Source organism: Pacificitalea manganoxidans (genome assembly GCF_002504165.1).
GTDB classification, from domain to species: Bacteria; Pseudomonadota; Alphaproteobacteria; order Rhodobacterales; family Rhodobacteraceae; genus Pacificitalea; species Pacificitalea manganoxidans.
Genome location: NZ_CP021404.1, coordinates 2,772,846 through 2,798,525, shown reverse-complemented (window position 1 = coordinate 2,798,525; position 25,680 = coordinate 2,772,846). Strand labels below are relative to the sequence as shown.

The following is a 25,680-nucleotide window of genomic DNA, read 5'->3' as shown; positions in this document are numbered from 1 at the left end:
GGGGTCGTAGAGCATGAGACGCGCACCAAAGGACACCGAGGAAAGCGCCGTCCGCATCACCCGCCGGGGTCTGATCCTTGGCGGTGCGCAGCTGGGCTTCATGGGGCTGCTGGCGGCGCGGATGCGCTATATGCAGGTCGATCAGGCCGATGCGTTCCGCCTGCTGGCCGAAGAAAATCGCATCAACATGCGGCTCATCGCGCCCGCGCGGGGGCTGATCTTTGACCGCAACGGCGTGGCGCTGGCCGAAAACGAACAGAATTACCGGATCGTCATCGTCCGCGAGGATGCAGGCGATGTGGAGGCCGCGATCGCCAAGCTGCGCACGCTGGTCAAACTGGACGATGCCGAAGTAGACCGCGCGCTGAAGGAGATCGAGCGCCGCTCCTCCTTTGTGCCAGTCACCATCGCGGATCGCCTGTCATGGGAAGACGTGGCCAAGGTCGCGGTCAACGCGCCTGCGCTGCCCGGCGTGACGCCCGAGGTGGGCCTAAGCCGCCATTACCCCATGCAGGGCGATTTCGCCCATGTGATCGGTTATGTCGGGCCGGTCTCGGATTATGACCTGTCCAAACTGGAAGACCCCGATCCGCTGTTGCAGATCCCGAAATTCCAGATCGGCAAATCCGGGGTCGAGGCCAAGGCCGAAACCCAGCTGCGCGGGCAGGCAGGCACCAAGCGGATCGAAGTCAATGCCGTGGGCCGCGTCATGCGCGAACTGGGCCGGCAGGAAGGCAAATCCGGCGACACCCTACAATTGACCATCGACCACCGCCTGCAAGCGTTCACGCAGGCCCGGCTGGCGGGCGAAAGCGCCTCCGCCGTGGTGATGGACGTGCATACCGGCGATCTGATGGCGATCGCCTCCGCCCCGTCCTTTGATCCCAACAAATTCGTGCGCGGCATTTCCGTGGCCGATTACCGGGTGCTGACCGAAGACGATCACCGCCCGCTTGCCAACAAGACCGTGCAGGGGCTCTATCCGCCCGGCTCGACATTCAAGATGGTGACAGCGCTCGCGGCGGCGGAGGCCGGGGTGATGACCTCGGGCGAGACGATCTACTGCCCCGGTTACAAGGAAATCGGCGGGCGCCGCTTCCACTGCTGGAAACGCGGCGGCCATGGCTGGGTCGATATGCACGACAGCCTCAAGCATTCCTGCGACGTCTATTACTACGAATTGGCCGAACGGGCGGGCATCGACAATATCTCGGCGATGGCGCAGCGCTTTGGCGTGGGCGAGCAGTTTGACCTGCCCATGTCGGCGGTGGCGCAGGGTCTGGCCCCGACCAAGGCATGGAAGGAGGCCAATCGCGGCTCCGACTGGATGATCGGCGACAGCCTCAACGCGTCCATTGGGCAGGGCTTCGTGCTGGCCTCGCCGCTGCAACTGGCGGTGATGACGGCGCGGATCGCCAGCGGCAGCAAAATCCATCCCCGGCTCATCAAATCCGTCGATGGCGTCGAACAGGCGTCCCGCAATGACGGCCCCATCGATGTCTCCCCCACCACGCTGCAACAGGTGCGCAAGGCGATGTATGCCGTGTCGAACCACCGCGGCGGCACCGGCTATGGCAGCCGCATCGTGGCGGAGGGCAAGCAGATGGCGGGCAAATCCGGCACCAGTCAGGTGCGCTCCGTCGTCGTGCGAAATCAGGATGTTCCGTGGGAGGAGCGCGACCACGCGCTGTTCGTGGCCTTCGCCCCCTTCGACAATCCGCGCTATGCGGTTTCCGTCGTCGTCGAACATGGCGGCGGCGGGTCCGCCGCGGCGGCGCCCGTGGCGCGCGATGTGCTGTTGCAGGCGATGTATGAAGGCTTCCCGCCGATGGACGCCTATCCCTCCAGCGACCGTTGGAAGATCGAGGAAATGCGCAAGAAACTTCCCTTGCGCAACGAATTGGTCGCCAGCGCGAAGCTTGACCGGGCATGAGGGAGCGCCGCGGGTGAGCTATCTCGAATATAACGTCAAAACCGTCCCCACCGGCCTGCGCAAGGTGCTGCACCTGAACTGGGCACTGGTGCTGTTGCTGACCTCCGTCGCGGCGATCGGGTTCTTGATGCTCTATTCCGTCGCGGGCGGCTCGATGACACCGTGGGCCGAACCGCAGATGAAACGGTTCGCGCTGGGGATGGCGGCGATGTTCGCAATCGCGATGGTGCCCGCCTATTTCTGGCGCAACGTCGCGGGGCTGGCCTATGCGCTGTCCATCGCGCTGCTGCTCTTTGTGGAATTCTTCGGCGATATCGGCATGGGCGCGCAGCGCTGGATCGATCTGGGCTTCATCCGGCTGCAACCGTCCGAACTGACCAAGATCACGCTCGTGATGCTGCTGGCCGCCTATTACGACTGGCTCGACATCCGCAAGGTGTCGCGCCCGTTCTGGGTGGTGGTGCCGGTATTCCTGATCCTGCTGCCCACGTTTCTGGTCCTGAAACAGCCCGATTTGGGCACCGCGCTATTGCTGGTGATCGGCGGCGGTCTGGTGATGTTCGCCGCTGGCGTGCACTGGGCCTATTTCGCGGCCGTCGTCGCCAGTGGCGGCGGGCTGGTCTATTCCGTCTTGGCCAGCCGCGGCACCTCGTGGCAATTGCTGAAGGATTACCAGTATCGCCGGATCGACACGTTTCTCGATCCCGAAAGCGATCCCTTGGGCGCGGGGTATCATATCACCCAGTCCAAGATCGCGCTTGGCTCCGGCGGCTGGGGCGGGCGCGGGTTCATGCAGGGCACCCAGTCGCGGCTGAACTTCCTGCCCGAAAAGCACACCGATTTCATCTTTACCACGCTGGCCGAGGAATTCGGCTTCGTCGGCGCGTTCTCCCTGCTGCTGCTCTATGCGCTCATCATCGTGTTCTGCCTTGCCTCCGCGATGTCGAACAAGGACCGCTTCGCCTCGCTTCTGACCATCGGGATCGCGGCGACCTTTTTCCTGTTCTTCGCGGTCAACATGTCGATGGTGATGGGTCTGGCGCCGGTCGTCGGTGTGCCGCTGCCGCTGGTCAGCTATGGCGGCTCCGCGATGCTGGTGCTGATGGTGGCCTTCGGGCTGGTGCAATCGGCGCATGTGCATCGCCCGCGCGGGCGCAAGTAGCCGCACCTTATAGCATTATCACGGGCGCATGCTGCTGGCTGACAAGCGCCGCGCGGCGCGCTAGGCAGGGGCAAACGACAAGGAGCCCCGCCCATGACCACCCGAGTGCTGTTCGCCGGTAAACCTGCCGCCTGGGACGACTACCGCGAGCCGTTGCGCAAGGCCTGTGCCGATGCCGGGCTGACGGCTGAAATCTCCCCCGATATGGGGCCGCCGGAAAGCGTCGATTATATCGTCTACGCGCCGAACGGCCCGTTGCAGGATTTCTCGCCCTATACCGGTGCCAAGGCCGTGCTCAATCTCTGGGCCGGGGTGGAGCGGGTCGTGGGCAACGACACGTTGAAGATGCCGCTGTGCCGCATGGTCGATGACGGGCTGGCCGAAGGGATGGTCGAATGGGTCACGGGCCATGTCCTGCGCCATCACCTTGGTATGGACGCTCACATCCACGGGCTGAACGGCGAATGGCGCGATACGCCCCCGCCGCTGGCCCGCGACCGCGCCGTGACGATCCTTGGCATGGGCGAATTGGGGCAGGCCTGCGCCCGCTCGCTGACCGCGCTGAACTTCCGCGTCAGCGGTTGGAGCCGCAGCCCGCGCGAGGTGCCCGGCGTCACCACCTATCACGGCGCCGATGGTCTGCGCCCGGCGCTTTGCGAGGCCGACATCGTCGTGCTGCTGCTGCCCGACACGTCCGAGACCGAAAACACCCTCGATGCGGAGGCGATGTCGTGGTTGCCGCGCGGGGCCGTCGTCATCAATCCCGGTCGCGGTCCGCTGATCGACGATGACGCGCTGCTGGCCGCGCTCGATGCGGGGCAGATCGCCCATGCCACGCTCGATGTGTTCCGGGTGGAGCCGCTGCCCACCGATCACCCCTATTGGACCCATCCGCAGGTCACCGTGACGCCGCATATCGCGTCGACCACCCGGCCTGCGTCCTCCGCGCGGGTGGTGGCCGAAAACATCCGCCGGGGCGAAGCGGGCGAGCCGCTGCTGTATGAGGTGGATCGCGCCCGCGGGTATTGAGCCCGCGCTGCCACGGCCTTGGACGTCGCCGCGCTAGACCTGCCCGTCGAACAGGTCGTCCTGACCGGGCAGGCGTGGCGGCGCCATCCCCAGATGCGTCCACGCCCGATGCGCCAGCATCCGCCCGCGCGGGGTGCGCTGGATCAGACCCTGCTGCAACAGGTAGGGCTCGATCACTTCCTCCAGCGCGTCGCGGCTTTCCGATAGCGCGGCAGCCATCGTTTCGATCCCGACCGGACCGCCGTGGTAATGCTCCGCGATCAGGCTCAGATACCGGCGGTCGGCCCCGTCAAGCCCGATCCCGTCCACGCCCAGCCGCGTCAGCGCGCTGTCGGCCAGATCACGGGTCAATCGGCCATCGCCCTCGACCAAAGCAAAATCCACCACCCGGCGCAGCAGGCGCCCGGCGATCCGGGGCGTGCCCCGCGCGCGCCGCGCGATCTCCATACAGCCATCCTCATCGGCGGGCACGCCCAGCAGCCGCGCGCCCCGGCGCACGATCTCGTTCAATTCCGGCACCGTGTAGAATTGCAGTCGCGTCGGAATGCCGAACCGGTCGCGCAGCGGCGTCGTCAGCAGCCCCAGCCGCGTGGTCGCGCCGACCAGCGTAAAGGGCTGCAATTCGATCCGCACCGTGCGTGCGGCGGGGCCCTCGCCGATCACCAGATCCAGCTCGAAATCCTCCATCGCGGGATAGAGAACCTCCTCCACCACCGGGCTCAGGCGATGGATCTCGTCGATGAACAGCACGTCGCGCGCTTCCAGATTGGTCAGGATCGCCGCCAGATCGCCCGCCTTCGCCAGAACGGGCCCGGAAGTCATGCGAAAATTCACCCCCAATTCCCGCGCCATGATCTGCGCCAGCGTCGTCTTGCCCAGCCCCGGCGGGCCGTGAAACAGCGTGTGGTCCATCGCCTGCCCACGCCGCCGCGCGCTTTCGATAAACACGGCAAGGTTGGCGCGCGCCTCGGCCTGACCGATGAATTCCGACAATCCCTGCGGGCGCAGGGCGCGGTCCTCGGTGAGCGGGTCGTCTGGCAGCGGCTCGGGGCGCAGGGTCGGATCGGGGCGGTCGTCTGGATGCGGGGCGGCCATCGATCAGCCTTTCGGAGCCAGCAGGCGCAGCGCGGCGCGGATCAGGTCCGGGGCCTCGGCCTCTGGCGCGTCGCTGGCCGCCTGCGCCACCGCGCCCGCAGCCTCGCCCGGCGCATAGCCAAGGTTCGACAGGGCCGACAGCGCATCCGCCTGTGCCACCGCGCCGCCCGACGGGGCCGGGCTGGGCGTGCCACGGCGCGGCGGGGCCGGGGTTTCGATCACATCCGTGTCGATGTCGGGCAGCGTGTCCCCGGCGGTGCGGTTCATCGTGGCCGCCAGCGCCATCACGCCCGGTGCCTTGTCCTTCAGTTCATTGACGACGCGCTGCGCAATCTTCGGGCCGACGCCCGGCGCGGCCTTCACCGCGTTCCAGTCGCCCAGAGCAATCGCGCGGCTGACGCCTTCGGGCCCTAACGTGCCAAGGATCGCCAACGACGCCTTTGCCCCGATCCCCTGCACCGATACCAGCAGCCGGTGCCATTCCTTCTCCAGCAGCGTCGGAAACCCGTAAAGCTGCAGCAGATCCTCGCGCACCACCAGATCGGTATAAAGCGCCACGGCCTCGTTCGGGCCGGGCAGGGCCATCATGGTCCGTTCCGAGACATAGACTAGATAGCCGACGCCACGCACGTCGATCAGCACATGGTCGCTTGCGCGGTAATCGAGCCGTCCGGCAATGCGTCCGATCATCGGGGAATCCTTCTATCCTTGGGCCCGGGCCACGGCGGCGGCAAGCCTGCCGGAACTGCGGGCATGGTGGGCGTGGCACAGCGCGATAGCCAGCGCATCGGCGCTGTCGGGGCTGTGGATCTGCACGCCGGGAAATTGCAGGCGGACCATATGATCGATCTGCTGCTTGGCCGCGTGGCCGACGCCGACGACCGTCTTCTTGACCGCGTTCGGGGCGTATTCGCCGATCTCGATCCCGGCCTGCGCGGGCACCAGCAGCGCGATCGCTCGCGCCTGTCCCAGCTTCAGCGTCGCCGCGCCGTCCTTGTTGACGAATGTCTGCTCCACCGCCGCATGGCTGGGCTGATGGGTCGCGAAAACCGCGCTCAACTGGCCGTGCAGATCCAAAAGCCGCTGCGCCAGCGATCCCGATCCGGTCGCCGTGCGGCAGGTGCCGTTCGCCAGATGCCGGATCTTGCTGCCCGCAACCTCGATCACGCCCCAACCCATGTTGCGCAGACCCGGATCGATGCCGATCACCCGCATGCTGCTGCCTCTCGCATTCGCGTTTTTCGCTGTCGTTGTCTGCGGGTTAGCACGAAAAGAGAACATCGACCAGAGCAAGCACCGCCCCGACCGCCGCTTTCGCATGCGCCGTGACCGGGCCGCGCCGCAGCGCGGGCACCGGGCTCGGCTGTCATGAAGTTTTTACTATGCACAAATTGCAAGCAAGCCATGCCAAAAAGCACCCTTGTGAGGGCAGTTTGAAAACTCTACCTCCCCGGGCATGACGCGGCCCGTTGCATAGGGCCATCAGCCCAAACCCCGAGGACCGTAAAATGACCTATTTCGACCAGACCGCCCTGCGCGCCCCCCGTTCCGGCATGTTCACCCGCCTGCTGGGCCGTTTGCATGACTGGAACGACACCCGCCTGACCCGTAAGGCCCTGTCGGCGCTGACCGACCGCGAGCTTGACGATATCGGCCTGACCCGCAGCGATGTGGATGCGCTGGGTCGCTGAACCCCGCCAGTTATTCGATCCGTATGAAAATGGCCGCGTCCTGATCGGGACGCGGCCATTTTGCATTTGAAGTGTCAGTGCCGGGGCAGGTGGCCCGGCTTGCCCGGACCTTAGCCGATCATCGGCGCGATCCACTGCGCAACCTGCAGGGTCAGCGGGTCGATCCCCATCACGAACGAACCGATCCGGTCGATGGCATCGCCGTCGCGCAGGTATTCGAGCCGGGCGATGTAATTCACCGCGCCCAGATCGGCCAGCACCGCGCCTTTGAACCCGACCAAGGCCGCCAGCGCCGTCAGCGCCATGCGCATCTTGCCCCGACGCCGCGAAGACCGGCGAATCTCGCCAAAGCGGTTGTCAGCGACCAGCGCGGTCTCCGCATGGCCGTGATCTGCGCGCCGCTTACGTGCGGCGCTCGAAATGGATTGGTTGTGCATTGCCCTACACTCCGTTCGTGTCCCAGATCCGGCGACGGTCCCAGTCCTGTCGCCGATGTTTCAGGGATACGAAGCAATTCGGGCGGGATTGGGGCGCAGGCTCAGGCTTTTTTGAGACAGAGCGTGGTCCAGTCGCCGATCGTTTCACGCTGGTGAACGGTAGCGCCCTCAGCGGCATAGGCCGCCACGACCGCATCCGCCTGCGGGTTCAGGATGCCCGACAGGATCGCGTAGCCGCCCGGGGCCAGCGCGCCGCACAGATCCGGCGCCAGCCCGATCAGCGGCCCCTTCAGGATATTGGCAAAGATCAGATCGAACGGCGCGGCTTGGGCCAGCACCTCGTTGTCGAAACCTTCGGCCACCAGACACTGCACCTGACCCGTCATGTCATTGGCCGCCAGATTGACCTCGGCCACCTCCACCGCGACGGGGTCGATGTCAGACGCCAGCACCGGCACCTGCCAGATCCGCGCCGCAGCCATCGCCAGAACGGCCGTGCCGCAGCCGATATCGGCCACCGCGCGCGGGGCGATGCCCTCATCGATCAGCCGGTCCAGCGCTTCCAGACAGCCCAGCGTGGTGCCGTGGTGGCCAGTGCCAAACGCCATGCCCGCCTCGATCAGCAGCGGCTCGACACCATCGGGCACGCGGTCCGCGCTGTGGCTGCCATAGACGAAAAACCGCCCCGCCACGACGGGGGCCAGTTCTTCCTCCACCTTGGCGATCCAGTCGGTTTCCGGCAGTTCCGTCACCTCGAACGGGGCGGAGCCATGCGCGGCAGCCAGCAGCGCCAGCCCGGCCTCATCGGGGGTTTCGATGAAATACGCGGTGATTTCCCAATCGGCGGTTTCGGTCTCGATTTCTTCCGCGCCGTCCTCTTGGATCTCAAAGACGCTGACACCGGTGGGTTCGGGCGTCAACTGCTCCAAAGCCTCGCCCAGCGTCTCGGCCGCGCGTTTGCCGTTGATCGTGGTAAAGGCGGTGTAGGTCGGCATGGGTTGCTCCTGCTTGGGTGCTTCCCGGTAGGCCAGTGCCGCGAAAGGGTCAAGCACGGGGCGATCTGGGGCGGGCGTCTTGTTCCCGCAGGTCCCGCGCCTTACATCACCTGCCATGAAGCGCTTCATCCCCTTTGTTGCCTCCGACCCGGTGGTGGCTGTCCTGCGGCTGAACGGGGCGATTGCCTCCGGCCCGCGCGGACTGTCCGATGCCGGACTGGCCCCGCTCATCGAAAAGGCGTTTCGCCGTGGCAAACCCGCCGCCGTGGCGCTGTCGATCAACTCGCCCGGCGGCTCGCCCGCGCAAAGCTCGCTCATCGCGGCCCGCATCCGCCGTCTGGCGGAGGAGAAAAACATCCCCGTCGTGGCCTTTGTCGAGGATGTCGCGGCCTCGGGTGGTTATTGGCTGGCCTGCGCCGCCGACGAAATCATCGTCGATCAGACCTCGATCCTTGGCTCCATCGGCGTGATCTCGGCTTCGTTCGGGCTGCACGAATTTCTGGGCCGTCACGGCATCGAACGGCGGGTGCATACGGCGGGCGGCTCCAAAAGCTTCCTCGATCCGTTCCGCCCCGAAAACCCCGATGACGTGGCCCGCCTCAAACGCCTGCAAAGCGCGATCCACGACAGCTTCATCGCGCATGTGAAATCCCGGCGCGGGGAGAAGCTCGACGCGCAGGCCGATCTGTTCACCGGCGATATCTGGGTCGGGCAGGGCGCGATCGATGTCGGGCTTGCCGACGGGATCGGGCATCTCGTCCCGGTGATGAAGCAACGCTTCGGCGCCAAAACCCGCTTTGTCAGCTACGGCCAGAAGAAAGGCCTGTTGGCGCGGGTCGGCATGTCGCTGGCCGCCGATACGCTGGGCCATGTCGAAGAAAGCGCGCTCTGGGCGCGTTACGGGTTACAGCGTTGACCCGCATCGCCATCTATTTCCTGATCGCCATCGCCATCCTCGCGCTGCTGGGCAAACTCAATCTGCCAAGCCTGCCCAAGGGCAAAGGCAAGCGCGGTCCAGATAAGCTGCCCAAACCGCGCAAATGCCCCGATTGCGGCGCGCCGGTGATCGGTGGCGATCCCTGTCCTTGTAAGAATTGGGAGTAAGCCGTGGCGCTTGACCTTCTGCTGGCCGCGCTCGGCCTTGTGATCTTGTTGTTGGCGGGGGATGCGCTGGTGCGCGGGGCCGTCAATATGTCGCTGCGCATCGGTATTCCGGCGATGATCGTGTCGCTGACCATCGTTGCCTTCGGCACCTCCGCCCCGGAATTGCTGATCTCCGTCAGCGCGATCCTCGACGGCGCGCCCGGTCTGGCCTTGGGCAATGTCGTCGGCTCCAACATCGCCAATGTGCTGCTGGTGCTTGGCCTGCCTGCGGTGATTTCGGTCATCCACAGTTCCGGCAGCGACAGCCGCACCAGTTTCGCCCAGATGATCGCCGCGACGGTGCTGTTTGTCGGGCTGGCGCTGACCGGGCCGATCACATGGGTGGACGGGCTGATCCTGTTGGCGGGGCTGACGCTCATGCTGGGCCATGCATTGCACAGCGCGCGCGGCCACCGCCGGGCCGAAAAGCACCGCCTCTCGGCCGCCGCCGCCGCCAAGGCTGATGCCCCCGAGCCCACCGATGCGCGCGCCGAGCCCGAGGTCGAAGGCGCCGATCCCTCGATGCGCTGGTGGAAAATCGTGGTCTATCTCGCGTTGGGTCTGGTGGGCCTGCCGCTGGGCGCCAACCTGCTGGTCGATAGCTCCATCGCCATCGCCACCGCGCTTAATGTGCCCGACACGGTGATCGGCCTGACGCTTGTCGCCGTCGGCACCTCGCTGCCGGAACTGGCCACCACCGTCATCGCCGCGCTGCGCCGTCAGGCGGATGTCGCTTTGGGCAATGTCATCGGCTCGAACATGTTCAACCTGCTGGGCATTCTGGGGGTCGCGTCGCTTGTCGGGCCGATCCCGGTCGACCCGGAGATCCGCAATTTCGATCTGTGGGTGATGCTTGGCGCGTCGCTGCTGCTGGTGCCCTTCGTCTGGTTCCGCCGCGATATGGGGCGGCGCGTGGGTCTTGCCTTCTGTGCGCTCTACGGCGTCTACCTGTGGGCAGTGGTAGCCTGACAGGAGAAGGAGAGCGCAGGACATGAGTGCTGCATTGGTAACCGGCGCGGCGCAGCGTCTGGGGCGGGCGATGGCGCTGGAACTGGCCGGGCAGGGCTATGACGTCGCGGTGCATTACCACGGCTCCGCCGACGCCGCCCGCACGCTGGTGGAGGACATCCGCGCCACGGGCCGCCGCGCTGAGGCGCTGTGCGCCGATCTGACCGTCGAGGCCGATATGCAGGCGCTGGTGCGCCGCGCGGCGCAGGCGCTGGACCAGCCGCTGAGCGTTCTGGTCAACAACGCCTCGATCTTTGAGTATGACACGCTTGCCTCCGCCACCCGCCACAGCTGGGACCGGCATATGGAAAGCAACCTGCGCGCGCCCTTCGTGCTGACCCAGCATTTCGCCGAACAGGCCCCCGAGCCGGAACAGGACGCGGGCGGCGAGCCCCGCGCGCGGGCGCTGGTGGTCAACATGATCGATCAGCGCGTGCGCAAACTGACCCCCGAATTCATGAGCTATACGCTGGCCAAGATGGGGCTCTGGGCGCTGACCCGCACCTCTGCGATGGGGCTTGCGCCTCGGGTCCGGGTCAATGCGATCGGGCCGGGGCCGACGCTGAAAGGGGCGCGGCAGTCGGAAACCCACTTCGCCAATCAGCGCGCGGCCACGATCCTCGAACGCGGCTCCGACCCCGAAGACATCTGCGCCGCGCTGGCCTATCTGCTGCGCGCGCGGGCCGTCACGGGGCAGTTGATCTGCGTGGATGGCGGCCAGCATCTGGCATGGCGCACGCCCGATATCCTTGGGCCTGAGTGACCTGCAAACCCTGCTTGCAGAAATGGTTATACACCGCCGATCCTGACGTAACGAGAGTGTTACGGTTTTATTAACGATTTCAAACGATTGCCCGAGGGCGGAATAATTTCGTTTGAAATCAGTGGCTTGGAAAAGCGCCTATTTTGTAGGCAACACGACGAAATCCCCTGTTTGCAAAGGCAATTCCAATCCGCCCCGAACTTCTCCGCAGGCTTATCCACAGGAATGGTGGATTTGTTTCCCCTTGCCCCCGAACGACCTAGATTGCAGCCAGTCATGGAATCACGAACACCCGAGAATCCCGCCGGTCCCGATGACGCGGCGTCCCCCGATCCCGCCGCGCGGGAGCCGATCCCCGAAGGGGTCAACGCCCCCGGCGTGACCGGCCATGCCTGTGTGCAATCCTATCTCAAGACGCTCGACAGCAGCCCCGGCGTCTACCGTATGCTCGATGCCGAAAGCCGGGTTCTCTATGTGGGTAAGGCGCGCAACCTGCGGGCGCGGGTGTCGAACTATGCCCGGCCTTCGGGCCATTCGGGGCGCATTGATCGGATGATCCGCGAAACCGCGTCGATGATGTTTCTCACCACCCGGACCGAGGTGGAGGCGCTGCTGCTGGAGCAGAACCTCATCAAGCAGCTGAAGCCGCGCTACAACGTGCTGATGCGGGACGACAAATCGTTCCCCAATATCCTCGTCGCCAAGGATCACCCCTATCCCCAGATCCGCAAACATCGCGGCGCGAAAAAGGATAAGGGCGCCTATTACGGCCCCTTCGCCAGCGCCGGTGCGGTGAACCGGACGCTCAATCAGCTGCAGAAGGTGTTCTTGCTGCGCAATTGCACCGACAGCACGTTTGAGAGCCGGACGCGGCCTTGCCTGCTCTACCAGATCAAGCGCTGCTCCGCGCCCTGTGTCGGCCATGTCAGCGAAGCCGAATATGCCGGGCTGGTGAAGGATGCCGAACGCTTCCTGTCGGGCCGCTCGACGGAAATGCAGGGCAAGCTCGCCGCCGAAATGGAGGCCGCCTCCGAGGCCATGGAATTCGAGCGCGCCGCCGCCCTGCGCGACCGCATCCGCGCGCTGACACAGGTCCAAAGCTCCCAAGGCATCAACCCGCGCGGCGTGGCCGAGGCCGATGTGATCGGTCTGCATATGGAGGGCGGGCAGGCCTGCGTTCAGGTGTTCTTCATCCGCGCCAATCAAAACTGGGGCAACCGCGATTACTACCCCCGCACCGGCTCCGGCGCGGGCCCCGAAGAGGTGCTGGAAGGCTTCGTTGGCCAGTTCTACGAGGGTAAGGAACCACCGCGTCAGCTGATCCTCAGTCATGATCTGGAGGAACGCGATCTGATGGCCGCCGCGCTGTCGGAGCGCGCGGGCCGCAAGGTGGAAATCCTCGTGCCCCAGCGTGGTGAGAAGGCCGAACTGGTCGCGGGCGCGGTGCGTAATGCCCGCGAAAGCCTCGCCCGCCGCATGTCCGAAAGCGCGACACAGGCCAAGCTGCTGCAAGGTCTCGCGGAGGCCTTCGCGCTTCCCGCCCCGCCTGCGCGGGTGGAGGTCTACGACAACTCCCATATTCAGGGCGCCCATGCTGTCGGCGCGATGATCGTCGCGGGACCGGAGGGATTCATCAAATCGCAATACCGGAAGTTCAACATCCGGGGCGAGGATCTGACGCCGGGCGACGATTTCGGCATGATGAAGGAAGTGTTAAAGCGCCGCTTCACCCGCCTGCTGAAGGAAGACCCCGACCGGCAGGGCGATACATGGCCCGACCTGCTGCTGATCGACGGGGGCGCGGGCCAGATTTCCGCCGTGGCGGGCATCATGGCGGAACTGGGGGTAGAAGACATCCCCGTCATCGGTGTGGCCAAGGGCATCGACCGCGACCACGGTAAGGAGGAATTCCACCGCCCCGGCAAACAGCCCTTTGCCCTGCGCCACAACGATCCGGTGCTGTATTTCGTGCAACGCCTGCGCGACGAATCCCACCGTTTCGTCATTGGCGCGCATCGGCAAAAACGCTCGAAGGCCGTCGGCGCAACGCCGCTCGATGAGATCGCCGGCGTGGGCGCCACCCGCAAACGCGCGCTGCTGACGCATTTCGGCTCGGCCAAAGCCGTCAGCCGCGCCGACCTTGCCGACCTGAAAGCCGTCGACGGCATCAGCGCCGCGATGGCCCAGACGATCTACAACCACTTCCACGACGGCGGGTGAGGTCGCGCGGGCCGGGGGGTGTGCTGGCTGTGCTGAAGAGCCGGTGAGGGCGGCGGGGAGCGCCTCGCCTCGGCAAGGCTTGTGGCCAGCTGCGGAACCCCAGACCCGGTTCCAACAAGTGACAAGCGCCCTCCCTCGGGCGGGCGCTTTGCACCGCTTGTGGTCAGCAGTTTATCTCGAAAGCCCCGGACGACGGCTGAGCAGTGGGGGCCAGCGCCAATGCGCCCTGCCGGGGGGAGGGAAGGCGCGGGCCGGGGCTGGTCGCCTCCGGCCCCACGAGCTTGACCCGGTGCAACAAGGTTCAAGCGTCCTTCAGAATGGCGCGGGCCGGGGCTGGTCGCCTCCGGCCTCACGGGCTTTGTCCGATGCGCGCCGCCTCACAGCCCAAACCTTACCCTCGGGTAAGGTCGCCGCGTCCGGACCTTACCCACCTTACCCGGCGGGTAAGCCATTGCGCTGCATCAATATTCCAGCGTGCCACGCACCGCGCGGGACCACGCTTGGTAGCGGGCGGCGCGGTCGGCGGTGGTCATGCCCGGCTCGAACGAGCGGTCGACGGCGCGGCTTTCGGCAAAGCCCGCCGCGTCGGGGTAGAGGCCCGCGCGCATGCCCGCGACCCACGCGACGCCAAGCGCGGTGGTTTCCAAAATCCGGGGCCGGTCGACCCGCGCGCCGGTGATGTCGGCGAGGAATTGCATGGTCCAGTCGCTCGCCGTCATGCCGCCATCGACGCGCAAGGTCTGGCCGAGGCTTTCCTCGGACCAGTCCTGCCGCATCGCTTCGATCAGGTCGCGGGTCTGGTAGCCCACGCTTTCCAGCGCTGCGCGCGCCAGTTCGGCAGGGCCGGAATTGCGCGTCAGGCCAAAGATGGCGCCGCGGCAATCGGCGTTCCAGTAGGGCGCGCCAAGCCCGGTGAAAGCGGGGACGAGGATCACGGGCTGGTTGGGATCGGAGGACTCCGCCAGCGCCTGTGTTTCCTCCGCGTGGCCGATCACCTTCATCGCGTCGCGCAGCCATTGCACGGCTGCCCCGGCGACAAAGATCGATCCTTCGAGCGCGTAGCGGGTCTGCCCGTTCAGCCGGTAAGCGACGGTGCCAAGCAGCCGGTTTTCGCTGCGCACCAGATCGGCACCGGTGTTCAGCAGCGCAAAGCAGCCGGTGCCATAGGTGGATTTCAGCATGCCCGGCTCGAAACAGGCCTGCCCGATGGTGGCCGCCTGCTGATCGCCCGCGACGCCCTGAATGGATAGAACGCTGTCGCCGATCAGATCGGTTTCGCCGAAATCGGCATCGCAATCGAGGATCTCGGGCAGCAGGGCCATCGGCACGCCCAGCAGGTCGCAGATCTCTTCGTCCCATTCGCAGGTGCGGATATTCAACAGCAACGTGCGCGAGGCGTTTGTGATGTCGATGACATGGCGCTTACCACCCGTCAGGTTCCAGATCAGCCAGCTGTCGATGGTGCCAAAAGCCAGTTTGCCCGCGCGGGCCTTTTCGCGGGCGCCGTCGACCTGTTCCAGAATCCAGCCGATCTTGGTGCCGCTGAAATAGGGATCGAGCAGCAGACCCGTGCGTTCGGAGATCATGTCCTCGTGCCCGGCCTCGCGCAGTTTGGCGCAGGTGGCGGAGGTGCGGCGGTCCTGCCAGACGATGGCGTTATGGATCGGTTTGCCGGTGTCGCGGTCCCAGATGACGGTGGTTTCGCGCTGGTTGGTGATACCGATGGAGGCGATGGGCGTGTCGCCCGCCTTCTGCGCCACGTCGCGGCAGACCTTCAGCGTCAGATCCCAGATCTCGCTGGCGTCATGCTCCACCCAGCCGGAGCGGGGGAAGTGCTGGGTCAGTTCGGCCTGCGCGCTGTGAACGGGCTCGATCGACTCATCGAACAGGATGGCCCGTGTCGAGGTGGTGCCCTGATCGATGGCGAGGATATGGGTCATGCGCGTCTCTCCCTGCGTCGCGCCGGTGGCAGGGGCCACGCGGCGGGTCTTGGGGTCAAACTGGGGCAAGGGGCCGAAGGGGGCAAGGGCACAGCCGGAGGAGATGCCCGCCGGGCGCGCGAGCCACAGGCGACGGAACGGGGAACGGCGCGGGGCAGGGCGGCGGGGCAGGTTGGCGGGAAACAACGCGGGCGCATCGTTTCCCCAGACGTAACAAAGCCCAGAAATGGCCAATATCGCACCATACCGATGACGGAAACGCGGGCGATACCCATGGCTGTAGCTGCAAAGGCTTCCCTCGGCGTCGTGCGTTAATTGCCCCCACCCAGTGCGCGGCGTCGAGGATCTGGGGGCACATCGAGCGGCCGCATCGCGTGCCCCCGCCGAATACCCCCCTGTTCAGACCTCGCGCCCGCTGCGGCACTGCCCTTTCAACAGGCAGCTCTGCGCCGGCGCGTCCATTCGCGTGCAAATGTGTCTGGGGCGTCTTTCGTGGCTGCGCAGGCTCCGCTAGGGTCCGGGCCAGATAACGACCTGACCCGAAAGGACACGCCCGCCATGCGCGATTTCCAGAAGCCCGGACGCTCTGCCGTCTATGCCCGCAACGGGATGTGCGCCACCTCGCACCCGCTGGCCGCCGCCGTGGCGGTGGACCTGCTGAAGCAGGGCGGATCGGCGGTGGATGCGGCTTTGGGAGCGGCGGCGATCCTGTCGCTGTGCGAGCCGCCGATGACCGGCTTTGGCGGCGACTGTTTCGCGCTGGTAAAGTCCGCAGGCACCGAAGAAATCATCGGGCTGAACGCGTCCGGGCGCGGGCCTGCGGGGCTGGATGCGGCGGCGATCCGCGCCGAGGGGCACAGCGTGATGCCGGTGACATCGGCCCATGCGGTGACGCTGCCGGGGGCGGTGTCGGGCTTTCTTGCGCTGTCGGAGCGGTTCGGGCGGATGGATCTGGCGGAGGTGTTCGCCCCCGCGATCCGCTATGCCGACGAAGGTGTGCCGGTCGCGCCCCGCGTGGCGCTGGATATGGGGCTGTCCACCGACCGTCTGCAGGGCTTCGCGCGCCGCGATTATCTGAAGGACGGGCGCGCGCTGCGGGCGGGCGAGCTGTTCCGCGCGCCGGGGCAGGGCGAGGTGCTGCGTCGCATCGTGCGCGACGGCCATGCCGGGTTTTATCAGGGCGAGGTTGCCGAAGACATGGTCAACGCGCTGCGCGCGGCGGGCGGCAGCCACACGTTGGAGGATTTCGCGGGCGTGCAGCCGGAATGGACCACCCCCATTTCCGGCGGCTATCGCGGGCTGGAGATCGTGGAGCATCAGCCCAACGGGCAGGGCACGGCGGCGCTGCTGCTGGCGGCAATCCTTGAGCGGTTCGATCTGGCGTCGATGGATCCGTGGGGGCCTGAGCGCACCCATATCGAGGCCGAGGCCACGAAGCTGGCCTATGACGCGCGCGACCGGTTCGTGACCGATCCCGACCACATGGACCCGGTGACGCGGTTGCAGGCCGAGGGGCTGGCCGACAAGCTGGCCGCGCTGATCGCGCCCGACCGGGTGATGCCCGACGCTGCCCGCATTTCCGAAGAGGTGCACCGCGATACCGTCTATCTGACGGTGGTGGATAAGGACCGCATGGCGGTGTCGCTGATCTATTCGATCTTCAACAGCTTTGGCTCCGGCATCGGCACCGAGAAATTCGGGCTGCTGATGCACAATCGCGGGGCGGGGTTCTCGATCACCGAGGGCCACCCGAACGAGGCCGCGCCGGGCAAGCGCCCGATGCACACGATCCTGCCCGGCATGATCCGGCAGGAGGGGCGGCTGCTGATGCCGTTCGGTGTGATGGGCGGTCAGTATCAGGCGGCGGGGCACGCGCGGTTCGCGTCCAACATCGCGGATTACGGGCTGGACCCGCAAAGCGCGCTGGACGCGCCGCGGGCCTTTGCGTCCGAGGGGGTGCTGGAACTGGAAACCGGCTATCCGGAGGCCACCCGCGCCGCGCTGCTGAAGCTGGGGCATAAGGTGACGGTGCCGGACCGGCCCATCGGCGGCGCGCAGGCGATCCGGCTTAATGACGGGGGCGATGTTCTGGAAGGCGCGTCGGACCCGCGCAAGGACGGCATGGCGCTGGGCTACTGACCATCCAAGGGGCGGGCGGTTTTGTGGATCGCCTGCCCCCGCGCGCCCGTGCCGTGGGCTGGGGCCGCTATGCCGGGCGGCAGGCGGGGATTGGCGGACGGGGGTTCGCGCGCGGGGGTCAGCAAGTCTGGATCAGCAGGTCTGTGTCAGCACGGGGGCACCGATAAATCGAGCGCCGGGCAGCGATCAGTTCAGCTGAAACTGCATCGGGTAGAACCCGTCTTCCAGATCGCCGAACAGTTCCGCCAGATCCGGGTGATCGACCGGCTCGCCGGAATAGTCGGGCACGAGGTTCTGTTCGGACACATAGGCGACGTAATAGCTTTGATCGTTCTCGGCCAGCAGATGGTAGAACGGCTGTTCGCGCGACGGGCGGCTGTCTTCGGGAATGGATTCATACCATTCCTCGGTGTTGGAAAACGTCGCATCCACGTCAAAGACAACACCGCGAAACGGATGTTTGCGGTGGCGGACAATTTGCCCAAGGTGATATTTGGCGCGGCTCTTCAGCATCTGGATGCGTCGTTCATCATACCTCACTAGGGGAAGACAAGGGCAAAAGTCCATGCGCCGCCCCGTGAACGCCACGAAACACTGTGTGAAGCAAGCGCTGACAGTAGGCCGCGCGGGATGGGCGCCAAGGTTCCGTGCCCTGAAACAATCGTGATCGGCCCGCGATCAAGGGCGGTTTTCCTGTGAGGGGTTTTCGCTTATCCTCAAGGCCAAATACCAAGAACGAGCAGTAACATGAAAATGGGGCAGTGATGCGTAAATTCCTTTGCATCGCGATCCTGGCGGTCCTTGCGGGCTGCGGGGGAGGCAGTTCCGTGCCGCCGCGCAACCTCGACGACGCCTGCGATATCGTGAACGAACGGCCGGAATATCTGCGGGCCATGAAATCCACCGAACGGCGCTGGGGCGTCCCGGTGGCGGTGCAGATGGCCACCATCTATCAGGAATCGAAATTCGTGGGCGATGCCCGCACGCCGCTGCAATTCGTGGTCGGCGTGATTCCCATGGGGCGGCAAAGCTCCGCCTTTGGCTATGCGCAGGCGCTCGATGCCACATGGGACGAATATCGCGACGAGAATGCCAGCCACCGCGCAAAGCGGGACCGCATTCAGGACGCGACCGATTTCATGGGCTGGTACATGAACAAAACGCGGGAGCGGAACGGCATCCCGCTATGGGACGCGGAGCGGCAGTATCTGGCCTATCACGAAGGCCATACCGGCTACGCACGCGCCAGCTACAACGCCAAGCCGTGGCTGGTGCGGGTGGCGCGTTCGGTGGGCGACCGCGCGACGCTCTACAACGCGCAGCTCAAGCGGTGCCGCAAGATCTAAGCCCGCCACAGCCGCAAGACACGAAAAACGCCCGGCCGCATCTGCGCGCCGGGCGTTTTCCTGTCTCCTCCATAAGGCCGGGGGTTAGCCGCCGCGGCGCTGGGTTTCCTGAACGATGTTGAACATGGTCGAGCCGAGGTTCACGCCTTTGCGCAGATCGCCAAGGACGACAGTCGTTTTGGTGCCGCTGTCATCGGTCACGATCCACTGGCGCAGCTCGACGGGATTGGCCGTGAACTTTAGCTGGATGTTGCCGTATTCGGGATGCGCGGGGTCTTGCGCGGTGATGGTCGTGGTCTTGCCGTCGCTGGTATGGCCGGTGACCATGCCAGAGCGCGAGAAGTCGACATTCTGGGCAAGGATGATCGACAGCGGCGTGCGCGAGAGGGGGTATTGCTCTGGCCCGGTGTTGGATTTGCCATCGAACACCGCGACCTGCTGACCGCCAGCCATCACGAGGCTGTTGTCGGGCGCGGCATATTCAAACCGCATCCGACCCGGCCGCTTGAGGTAGAGCTGACCGGTGGAGATGGTCCCATCGGCGTTGATCTGGGTGAACTCACCCTGCGCCGTCTGGAAGCTGTTGAGGTAATTGGACATGGCACCAAGCGACAGCTGCTGCGCAAGCGCGGGCAGGCTCAGGCCAAGCCAGAGAGCGGGGATGAGTAGGATGCGTAGCGTTTTCATGATTTGAGATATAGATCGCAAATCCGATCCGCACATATCGAGTTTTTTCACAAGCAGGTAAGCGGATTGTAACACATCGCGCCGTAGCGTGGCAGGGCAGGGAGGCCTAGCGCGCGATGCCGTCCCAGCAGGTGCCATCCACCACGAACAGGCGCATTGTGCGCTTGGCATAGGCGCCTTCGTCCGGGTCGATCACGCCAGCGGCAGTGGCATCGCAGCCATTAGGCGCGCGTTTCGACCGGGTGACCAGCAACACGCGGCTGTCCGCCGCGCCGGGATAGGGGAAGCTTTGGACATAGTGATTGGGCGCACGGCCACGTTCCGGTTCGGCCCAGACGGGCAGGGCGCGCGCGGGTTGTGTCGCCGCCCGGTCGGACGGGTCGGGGATGGCGGGCGTATCGGCTGAGCCCTGCGCGCCGGGGGTGTTGAACGGGCCGGGGGTGTCGGCGTTGTTGGATGGGCTGGGGGTGTCGGTGGCGTCGGCTGAGCCGGGGGTGTCCGTGGCGTCGGCTGAGCCGGAGGTATCGGACGGGCCGGGAGCATCGGCTGAGCCGGTGAAGCGGTCTGCTGCGCGCGGGAAATCGCCGCGGGCGCGGTAGAAGAGATCGGCCAGCACATCGCGGTCGTCGGCGACAATCGCGCTCACGGGGAGCGCGCGGGCGCGGGCGGTGATGGTGGCGCTCATCTCGGCTCGGCCCAGCCAGCGCGCCATCAGCAGCGGCGCATCTGCCCCAAGGCGCAGGGTCGGCGCGTAATGAGCGGCCACGGGCACGACAACGGCGAAGCTGCCATGCAGCACGAGGCTGGCCACCAGCAGCCAGCGCGCGCGCAGCAGCAGCCACGGCACCACCGCCAGCGGCGCGGCGACATAGGCGGCGGCGGCCCAGTTCGCGTAGGCTTGGTTCAAAAGCGCCTGCACACAGACGAGCGCGATGATCGGCAGCGACAGCCACAGCACGACCCCGCGCAGGGGTAGGCGGGCAGGGCGTGACGCCACGGGGGTGCTGTGCCGGGCTTCTGCGGGCAGGCTTGCTACCGCGTTCGGGCCGGGGCGCTGCGGCGCGTTTTGGGTGGTGTGCTGGCCGGAGTGCTGGCCTAGGTGCGGAGCGGATTGCGCGCGCGGATCGGATTGCGCGGACGGGCCGGGGTGTGCGCGCGGTTTGGGCTGTGCGTCGGGGTGCGTGGCGAGGTGTGCCTCGGGGTGTGCGGTGGCGTGTGTGCCGGGCGCCGCGTCGGGCCGTGCGGTGACGTGCGTGTCGGACTGTCCGTTGCGGCGCGCGTTGGGCCGCACGGCCAGCCAAAGCAGCGCGCCGAGGAAGGCGGGGCCAAAGACGACGAATTGCGCGGCGGCGAATTCCGCCAGCCCGGCAAAGTTCAGCGTGGCCTTGGCGGCGGGGTCATTGACCCAGTCGGCGTTGTCCAGTGTGTGACGCAGGGTGGTCAGGCCATTAGCGATATTCCACGCCACGTTGGGAGCGATGGCCAGCGCAAAGCCCAGCAGCGCCAGCGCCGCGCGGCGCCACGGCACCCGGATCGCTGGGATAAAGACCAGCGCGGGCAGCAACAGGATCAGGTAGTAGACGGCGGCGTATTTCGACATCACCCCGCCGCCCAAGGCCAGCCCGGCTGTCAGGGCCCAGCGGCGGCCGCCGCCTTCGGCCAGCCGCAGCCACGCCAGCAGCGCCAGCGCAAGGAACGGGAACATCACGCTGTCGGTGGAGATCATGTAGCTGCCGACCGTCACCAGCGGCAGCGTCAGATAGGCCGCCGCGACCCAAGGCGCGGCGCGCGGCGCGATGTGGCGGGCGGTGATCGCGGCCAGCAGCGCCGCCGTCACCCCATGCAGCGCAATGGCGGGCAGGCGCACCCAGAATGCCGCGTCGCTGCCCGCCAGATCGGTGACCGCGCGCAGCAGCCAGCCGATCATCGGCGGCTTGGAATAATAGCCAAAGGCAAGATCCTGACCCCAGAGCCAGTATTGCGCTTCATCGACATACAGATCGGTGCGGTCCAGCCACAGCCCGACGAGCCGCAGCAGCAGGATCGCGCCAATCACCCACGCGCAGCGCCCCGCCCAGGGCGCGGAAGGGCGGTGGGGCGTCATCGGATCAGGCTTCGCGCTGGTTGCTGGTGTGGATTAGCCACAGATTGCGGGCATAGATCAGCAGCCCCATCGACTGGCCCAGCACAAACACCGGATCGGCCCGGTAAAGCGCATAGGTCAGCAGCGTGGCCCCCCCGGCGAGGGAGAAATACCAAAAATAGACCGGCACGACCGACTCGCCCGCCTTCTCGGAGGCCAGCCACTGCACGAGGAACCGCGCGGTGAACATCAGTTGCCCGGCCAGCCCGATGATGACCCACCAGAATTCGCGCCAATTGCCGACATGCAGCCAGTCGAAGATCTGTGCCGTCATTGATCCGGCCTCCATTCGGTGCCCGACGCCTTTTTGCGGCGCTTGATCAGCCATGCCACCGCCAGCAGGTCCGGCACGCCGACAAGCGCGCGGCGCAGGTTGGTGTATTTGGAATTGCCCGCGTGGCGTTCGCGGTGGGACACATCGACATGCCGGATGTCCCAGCCTTCGCGCGCGAAAAGCGCGGGCAGGTAGCGGTGCATATGGTCGAAATAGGGCAGCGACAGAAACGCATCGCGGCGGAAGCCTTTGAGCCCGCAGCCGGTGTCGCGGGTGCCGTCGCTGAGGATGCGCCCGCGCAGCCCATTGGCCAGCCGCGAGGCCCAGAGCTTGGACCGGCTGTCTTGGCGGTCCACACGCTGCCCGGCGACGAGGCCGAGACGCCCGGTCGTGTCGTCAAGCAGCGGGGTAAAGAGTTTGGGCAGTTCGGCAGGCGGGTTCTGACCGTCGCCGTCGAGCATGCAGATCACGGGCGCGCGGGCGGCCAGCACGCCGGAATGGATCGCGGCGCTTTGGCCCGCGCTTTGCTGGTGGCGGATCAGCCGGATGCGGGGGTCGGCGACGATCATATCGCGGGCAAGGGTGGCGGTTTCGTCGGTGGAACCGTCATCGACGACGATCACCTCGAACGCGTCGAGCCCGGCGCAGGCCTCCAGAATACCGCCCACGACGGGGGCGAGGTTCGGCGCCTCGTTGCGCATCGGGATCACCACGGAAACCTGTGTCATGACCGACCCATCATGGCTGTTGCCTTTGCCGTTGGAACGTCTGCGGCGCGGAAGCGGTCCCGCACGCCCGCCTTAGACACCACTGGGCGCCGGAATACCAACCCCGTGCGCTCATCCGCGACGTAAGGTGTCGCCCAGCGACAACGTGGGTTGCAGCTCGATCCGTTCGCCCGCCCCCGCGCCGGGGGTGCCTGCCGCATCGGCATGTTCGGCGATGATGCGCGCGGCCTCGCGCCCGATTTCCAGCCGGCAACTGTCCATCGTGGCCAGCCGCAGCGGGAAGCCATCGACGATTTCCATCCCGTTGAACCCGGCAAGCCCGATCCGGCCCGGCACGTCGATCCCGTGGGTCATGCAGTGCAACAGCCCGCCCGCGCCGATCATGTCGTTGGAATAGTAGATGAAATCCAGATCCGGGGTGCGGTTCAGCATGGCCTCGGTCATCTCGCGGCCCTTGGCGATGCCGGAGCCGCCGGAATAGAATTGCCGGTCCGCGATCTCCACCCCGGCCTTGGCCAGCGCGTCGGTGAAGCCTTCGAAGCGTTTGCGGGCGCGATGGTCGAGCGGCATCTTGGTGCCCATGAAGCCGATGCGGCGATAACCCGCCTGCAGGATCTCCTGCGCCATCATCCGGCCCGCGCGGCGGTGCGAAATGCCGACGACGGAATCGACGGGCGCGCCATCGACATCCATCACCTCGACCACCGGGATGCCCGCGCCGCGCAGCATGGCGATCGCGGCTTCGGTATGTTCGAGCCCGGCGATGATGACGCCCGTGGGCCGCCATGACAGCATCTCGTAAAGCACGGCCTCCTCCCGTTCGGGGAGGTAATTGGTGACGCCCACCACGGGTTGCAGGGGCGTGTCGTCCAGCACCGAGGTGATGCCGGTCATGACCTCGGGAAAGACCTGATTCGACAGGGACGGGATCACCACGGCGACCAGATTGACCCGCGAGGAGGCCAGCGCGCCTGCGATCTTGTTGGGGACGTAGCCCAGACGCTTGGCGGCTTCGAGCACCCGCGCGCGGGTGGCGTCCGACACGTCGCCGCGATTGCGCAGCACGCGGCTGACGGTCATTTCGCTGACGCCCGACGCTTCGGACACGTCACGCAGTGTCAGCGGGCGGCGGGGCGGGATGTCGGGGGTGTTGGTCACGGGGGGCACTCGCTCGGTCTGGATAGACCCTGTCTAAGGCCGGATCATCCCGAGCGGAAGCGCAGATGACAGATGCGCGCCCTTCGGTGCGGCAGCGCGGCCTCAAGAATACACCTTCAAACCGGCGGGGGGAGGCGCTATGGAAGGCCCGCGTGGCCCCGTGGCTCAACTGGATAGAGCAATCCCCTCCTAAGGGATAGGTTGCAGGTTCAAGTCCTGCCGGGGTCACCAAAGCCCCCCGCGCCAGTTTGTCAGCAGTGTTTTCAGGGATCGTGGGCCCGGCCCGTGCCAGCGGTCGGTGGGGTCTGTCGCGATCAAGCGGTCCTTTGCGATCACCGTTTCGCGAGAATGTGCAATCGCTGCGACGGGACTGCGCCGGTGCTCCGTTCCATGTCCTGAAACCGACCTGGAAAGGACCAAACACATGATCACTCGTCGCACTCCCGCCGCCCTTCTGGCCGTCAGCACTGCTCTGGCTTTGTTGACCCCCATCTCCGCACAGGCCCAGCAGGGCCGGGATCAGGACTGCGGACAGCGTTCGGCCTGCTCCACGTCGTCCGAGCGCGGCGCCGACCGGCGCGACAGCGATCGTGGGCAGTCCGAGCGGCGCGAGTCCCAGTCCGCAAAGAGCAAGACGCCGAGCAAGGCCGAGCCTGCACGCACCACCAGCCGTGAGCCGCAGCGCGCGCAGCCCCGCGTCGTGACCCGTGCCACGCCGCATGTGGGCGCTCGCGTGGCGACGGCCCGCTACCTGAGCACCACCGAGAAGCGCCATCTGCCCGCGCTGCCGAAGGGTCAGGTTTACCGGGTGCATGACGGTCACGTCGTGCGCGTCAACAACGACACCCAGAAGATCGTCGCCGTCGTGGGGCTGCTGACTGCGCTGCTGAACTGATCCCGCGGGGCGAGATGGGGCGGCGAGAGCCCGTCCATAGAAAACGGCCGGTCCCTAGCGGGGCCGGCCGTTTCTCAGTCAGGATGGTGCAGTCGCGCCTTACAGGTTGTCGGGCTGCGGCATGCCAAGGATGTGGAAGCCGCCATCGACGGTGACGATTTCGCCGGTCGTGCAGTTGCCATAGTCGGAGGCGAGGTAGACCGCCGTGCCGCCGATGGCCTCCAGCGTTGCGTTGTGGCGCAGGGGCGCGTTGGCCTCGGTCATGCGGAAGGTTTTGCGCGCGCCGCCGATCGCCGCGCCGGCCAGCGTTTTCATCGGGCCGGGGGAGATGGCGTTGACGCGGATGCCTTCGGGGCCGAGGTCATTGGCGAGGTAGCGCATCGCGCTTTCCAGCGCGGATTTGGCGACGCCCATGACATTGTAGAACGGCGTCACCTTGTTCGAGCCCTGATAGGTCAGGGTGATGATCGAGCCGCCATCGGTCATCAGCGGACGCGCCCGGCGGGCGACGTCGATGAGCGAGTAGCAGGAGATCACGAGCGAGGTTTTGAAGTTCTCGCGGCTGGTATTGATGAACCGGCCTGTCAGTTCGTTCTTGTCGGAGAACGCGATGGCGTGGACGACGAAATCCAGCTTCCCCCACCGTTTTTCGATCTCGCCGAAGGCCGCGTCGAGCGAGGCATCGTCGGTCACGTCCACATCCACGAGGAAATCGGATCCGACGCTTTCGGCGAGCGGGGCGACCCGCTTGCCAAAGGCTTCGCCCTGATAGGAAAACGCCAGTTCCGCGCCTTCGGCGGCGAGGGCTTTCGCGATGCCCCAGGCGATGGACCGTTCGTTGGCCACGCCCATGATCAGACCGCGTTTGCCCTTCATCAATTCAGCCATCGCTGC

At 66.2% G+C, this 25,680-nt stretch carries 24 protein-coding genes, 1 tRNA gene and 1 pseudogene; 13 read left to right on the top strand and 13 right to left on the bottom strand.

Translation table 11 applies throughout. The features are described 5' to 3' along the window. Positions 1–13: 13 nt before the first annotated feature. The 3 genes from mrdA (at position 14) to CBW24_RS12740 (ending at position 4,124) form a co-directional block, all read left to right on the top strand. On the top strand, positions 14–1,933 hold the full coding sequence (gene mrdA, locus CBW24_RS12750) for a penicillin-binding protein 2 (protein ID WP_088663569.1): 1,920 nt from the start codon (positions 14–16) through the stop codon (positions 1,931–1,933). Between the two features lie 13 nt (positions 1,934–1,946). Further along, complete coding sequence (gene rodA / locus CBW24_RS12745; RefSeq protein WP_088663570.1) at positions 1,947–3,095, top strand: rod shape-determining protein RodA; 1,149 nt, start codon at positions 1,947–1,949, stop codon at positions 3,093–3,095. Between the two features lie 93 nt (positions 3,096–3,188). Next, positions 3,189–4,124 carry a 2-hydroxyacid dehydrogenase gene (locus CBW24_RS12740; RefSeq protein WP_097373807.1) on the top strand — a complete coding sequence of 312 codons (936 nt, stop codon included), beginning with the start codon at positions 3,189–3,191 and terminating at the stop codon, positions 4,122–4,124. A 33-nt stretch (positions 4,125–4,157) separates the two neighbouring features. Here CBW24_RS12740 and ruvB read toward each other — a convergent pair whose 3' ends face one another. From ruvB to ruvC, 3 genes are read right to left on the bottom strand one after another with little or no spacing between them, the layout of a single operon-like run. After that, positions 4,158–5,219, bottom strand: coding sequence for a Holliday junction branch migration DNA helicase RuvB (ruvB, locus tag CBW24_RS12735; RefSeq protein ID WP_088663572.1), 1,062 nt, complete (start codon positions 5,217–5,219; stop codon positions 4,158–4,160). Positions 5,220–5,222: 3 nt separating this feature from the next. Beyond that, positions 5,223–5,909, bottom strand: coding sequence for a Holliday junction branch migration protein RuvA (gene ruvA / locus CBW24_RS12730; RefSeq protein ID WP_088663573.1), 687 nt, complete (start codon positions 5,907–5,909; stop codon positions 5,223–5,225). 12 nt (positions 5,910–5,921) lie between these two features. Then, the gene (gene ruvC / locus CBW24_RS12725) at positions 5,922–6,434 is read right to left on the bottom strand and encodes a crossover junction endodeoxyribonuclease RuvC (protein ID WP_088663574.1); all 513 of its coding nucleotides are present in this window, start codon (positions 6,432–6,434) and stop codon (positions 5,922–5,924) included. 338 nt (positions 6,435–6,772) lie between these two features. On the opposite strand from ruvC, the gene CBW24_RS12720 reads away from it, so the two are divergent. Next, entirely contained in the window at positions 6,773–6,910 is a 138-nt protein-coding gene (locus tag CBW24_RS12720; RefSeq protein ID WP_232530326.1) for a DUF1127 domain-containing protein, read from the top strand. Between the two features lie 110 nt (positions 6,911–7,020). On the opposite strand, the gene CBW24_RS12715 is transcribed toward CBW24_RS12720, so the two are convergent. Together CBW24_RS12715 and CBW24_RS12710 are read right to left on the bottom strand one after the other, a co-directional pair. Next, positions 7,021–7,347, bottom strand: coding sequence for a hypothetical protein (locus CBW24_RS12715; protein ID WP_097373806.1), 327 nt, complete (start codon positions 7,345–7,347; stop codon positions 7,021–7,023). A gap of 101 nt (positions 7,348–7,448) precedes the next feature. Beyond that, on the bottom strand, positions 7,449–8,342 hold the full coding sequence (locus CBW24_RS12710) for a 50S ribosomal protein L11 methyltransferase (protein WP_097373805.1): 894 nt from the start codon (positions 8,340–8,342) through the stop codon (positions 7,449–7,451). Positions 8,343–8,457: 115 nt separating this feature from the next. Here CBW24_RS12710 and CBW24_RS12705 point away from each other — a divergent pair, with 115 nt between their 5' ends. The 5 genes and pseudogenes from CBW24_RS12705 (at position 8,458) to uvrC (ending at position 13,476) form a co-directional block, all read left to right on the top strand. Beyond that, positions 8,458–9,258 (top strand): S49 family peptidase, encoded by an 801-nt coding sequence (locus tag CBW24_RS12705; protein WP_088663578.1) that lies wholly within the window; start codon positions 8,458–8,460, stop codon positions 9,256–9,258. After that, positions 9,255–9,446 carry a hypothetical protein gene (locus CBW24_RS12700; protein WP_088663579.1) on the top strand — a complete coding sequence of 64 codons (192 nt, stop codon included), beginning with the start codon at positions 9,255–9,257 and terminating at the stop codon, positions 9,444–9,446. The genes CBW24_RS12705 and CBW24_RS12700 overlap by 4 nt, the downstream gene beginning before the upstream one ends. A 3-nt stretch (positions 9,447–9,449) precedes the next feature. Continuing rightward, positions 9,450–10,454 (top strand): calcium/sodium antiporter, encoded by a 1,005-nt coding sequence (locus CBW24_RS12695; RefSeq protein ID WP_097373804.1) that lies wholly within the window; start codon positions 9,450–9,452, stop codon positions 10,452–10,454. 19 nt (positions 10,455–10,473) lie between these two features. Beyond that, a pseudogene (locus CBW24_RS12690) lies at positions 10,474–11,256 on the top strand (SDR family oxidoreductase); the annotation flags it as partial. Positions 11,257–11,532: 276 nt separating this feature from the next. Then, the gene (gene uvrC, locus CBW24_RS12685) at positions 11,533–13,476 is read left to right on the top strand and encodes an excinuclease ABC subunit UvrC (RefSeq protein ID WP_097373802.1); all 1,944 of its coding nucleotides are present in this window, start codon (positions 11,533–11,535) and stop codon (positions 13,474–13,476) included. A 461-nt stretch (positions 13,477–13,937) separates the two neighbouring features. Here the strand turns inward: uvrC and glpK are convergent, their stop codons facing one another. Next, complete coding sequence (gene glpK / locus CBW24_RS12680) at positions 13,938–15,416, bottom strand: glycerol kinase GlpK (RefSeq protein ID WP_097374237.1); 1,479 nt, start codon at positions 15,414–15,416, stop codon at positions 13,938–13,940. A gap of 558 nt (positions 15,417–15,974) precedes the next feature. Between glpK and CBW24_RS12675 the strand changes: the two genes are divergently transcribed. After that, entirely contained in the window at positions 15,975–17,555 is a 1,581-nt protein-coding gene (locus tag CBW24_RS12675; protein WP_097373801.1) for a gamma-glutamyltransferase family protein, read from the top strand. A 186-nt stretch (positions 17,556–17,741) separates the two neighbouring features. Here the strand turns inward: CBW24_RS12675 and hspQ are convergent, their stop codons facing one another. After that, complete coding sequence (hspQ, locus tag CBW24_RS12670) at positions 17,742–18,068, bottom strand: heat shock protein HspQ (RefSeq protein WP_088663585.1); 327 nt, start codon at positions 18,066–18,068, stop codon at positions 17,742–17,744. A gap of 251 nt (positions 18,069–18,319) precedes the next feature. On the opposite strand from hspQ, the gene CBW24_RS12665 reads away from it, so the two are divergent. Then, on the top strand, positions 18,320–18,901 hold the full coding sequence (locus CBW24_RS12665) for a transglycosylase SLT domain-containing protein (protein ID WP_088663586.1): 582 nt from the start codon (positions 18,320–18,322) through the stop codon (positions 18,899–18,901). Positions 18,902–18,985: 84 nt separating this feature from the next. Here CBW24_RS12665 and CBW24_RS12660 read toward each other — a convergent pair whose 3' ends face one another. The 5 genes from CBW24_RS12660 to CBW24_RS12640 all read right to left on the bottom strand — a co-directional run bounded on the left by CBW24_RS12660 (position 18,986) and on the right by CBW24_RS12640 (position 23,900). Continuing rightward, complete coding sequence (locus CBW24_RS12660; protein ID WP_088663587.1) at positions 18,986–19,588, bottom strand: LolA family protein; 603 nt, start codon at positions 19,586–19,588, stop codon at positions 18,986–18,988. A gap of 106 nt (positions 19,589–19,694) precedes the next feature. After that, a complete protein-coding gene (locus CBW24_RS12655) occupies positions 19,695–21,692 on the bottom strand; it encodes an ArnT family glycosyltransferase (protein ID WP_097373800.1) in 1,998 nt (665 codons plus the stop codon). A 4-nt stretch (positions 21,693–21,696) separates the two neighbouring features. Next, positions 21,697–22,005, bottom strand: a complete 309-nt coding sequence (locus tag CBW24_RS12650; RefSeq protein ID WP_088663589.1) for a lipid-A-disaccharide synthase N-terminal domain-containing protein — start codon at positions 22,003–22,005, stop codon at positions 21,697–21,699. Beyond that, positions 22,002–22,733 (bottom strand): glycosyltransferase family 2 protein, encoded by a 732-nt coding sequence (locus tag CBW24_RS12645; RefSeq protein WP_088663590.1) that lies wholly within the window; start codon positions 22,731–22,733, stop codon positions 22,002–22,004. Before CBW24_RS12645 ends, CBW24_RS12650 begins: the two co-directional genes overlap by 4 nt. A 111-nt stretch (positions 22,734–22,844) precedes the next feature. Then, a complete protein-coding gene (locus CBW24_RS12640) occupies positions 22,845–23,900 on the bottom strand; it encodes a LacI family DNA-binding transcriptional regulator (protein WP_374708970.1) in 1,056 nt (351 codons plus the stop codon). Between the two features lie 145 nt (positions 23,901–24,045). Between CBW24_RS12640 and CBW24_RS12635 the strand changes: the two genes are divergently transcribed. Then, positions 24,046–24,122 (top strand) — tRNA-Arg (locus tag CBW24_RS12635). Between the two features lie 193 nt (positions 24,123–24,315). Then, entirely contained in the window at positions 24,316–24,786 is a 471-nt protein-coding gene (locus CBW24_RS12630) for a hypothetical protein (RefSeq protein WP_097373799.1), read from the top strand. Between the two features lie 99 nt (positions 24,787–24,885). Here CBW24_RS12630 and CBW24_RS12625 read toward each other — a convergent pair whose 3' ends face one another. Continuing rightward, positions 24,886–25,674 carry an enoyl-ACP reductase FabI gene (locus CBW24_RS12625; protein ID WP_088663592.1) on the bottom strand — a complete coding sequence of 263 codons (789 nt, stop codon included), beginning with the start codon at positions 25,672–25,674 and terminating at the stop codon, positions 24,886–24,888. Positions 25,675–25,680: the final 6 nt, after the last annotated feature.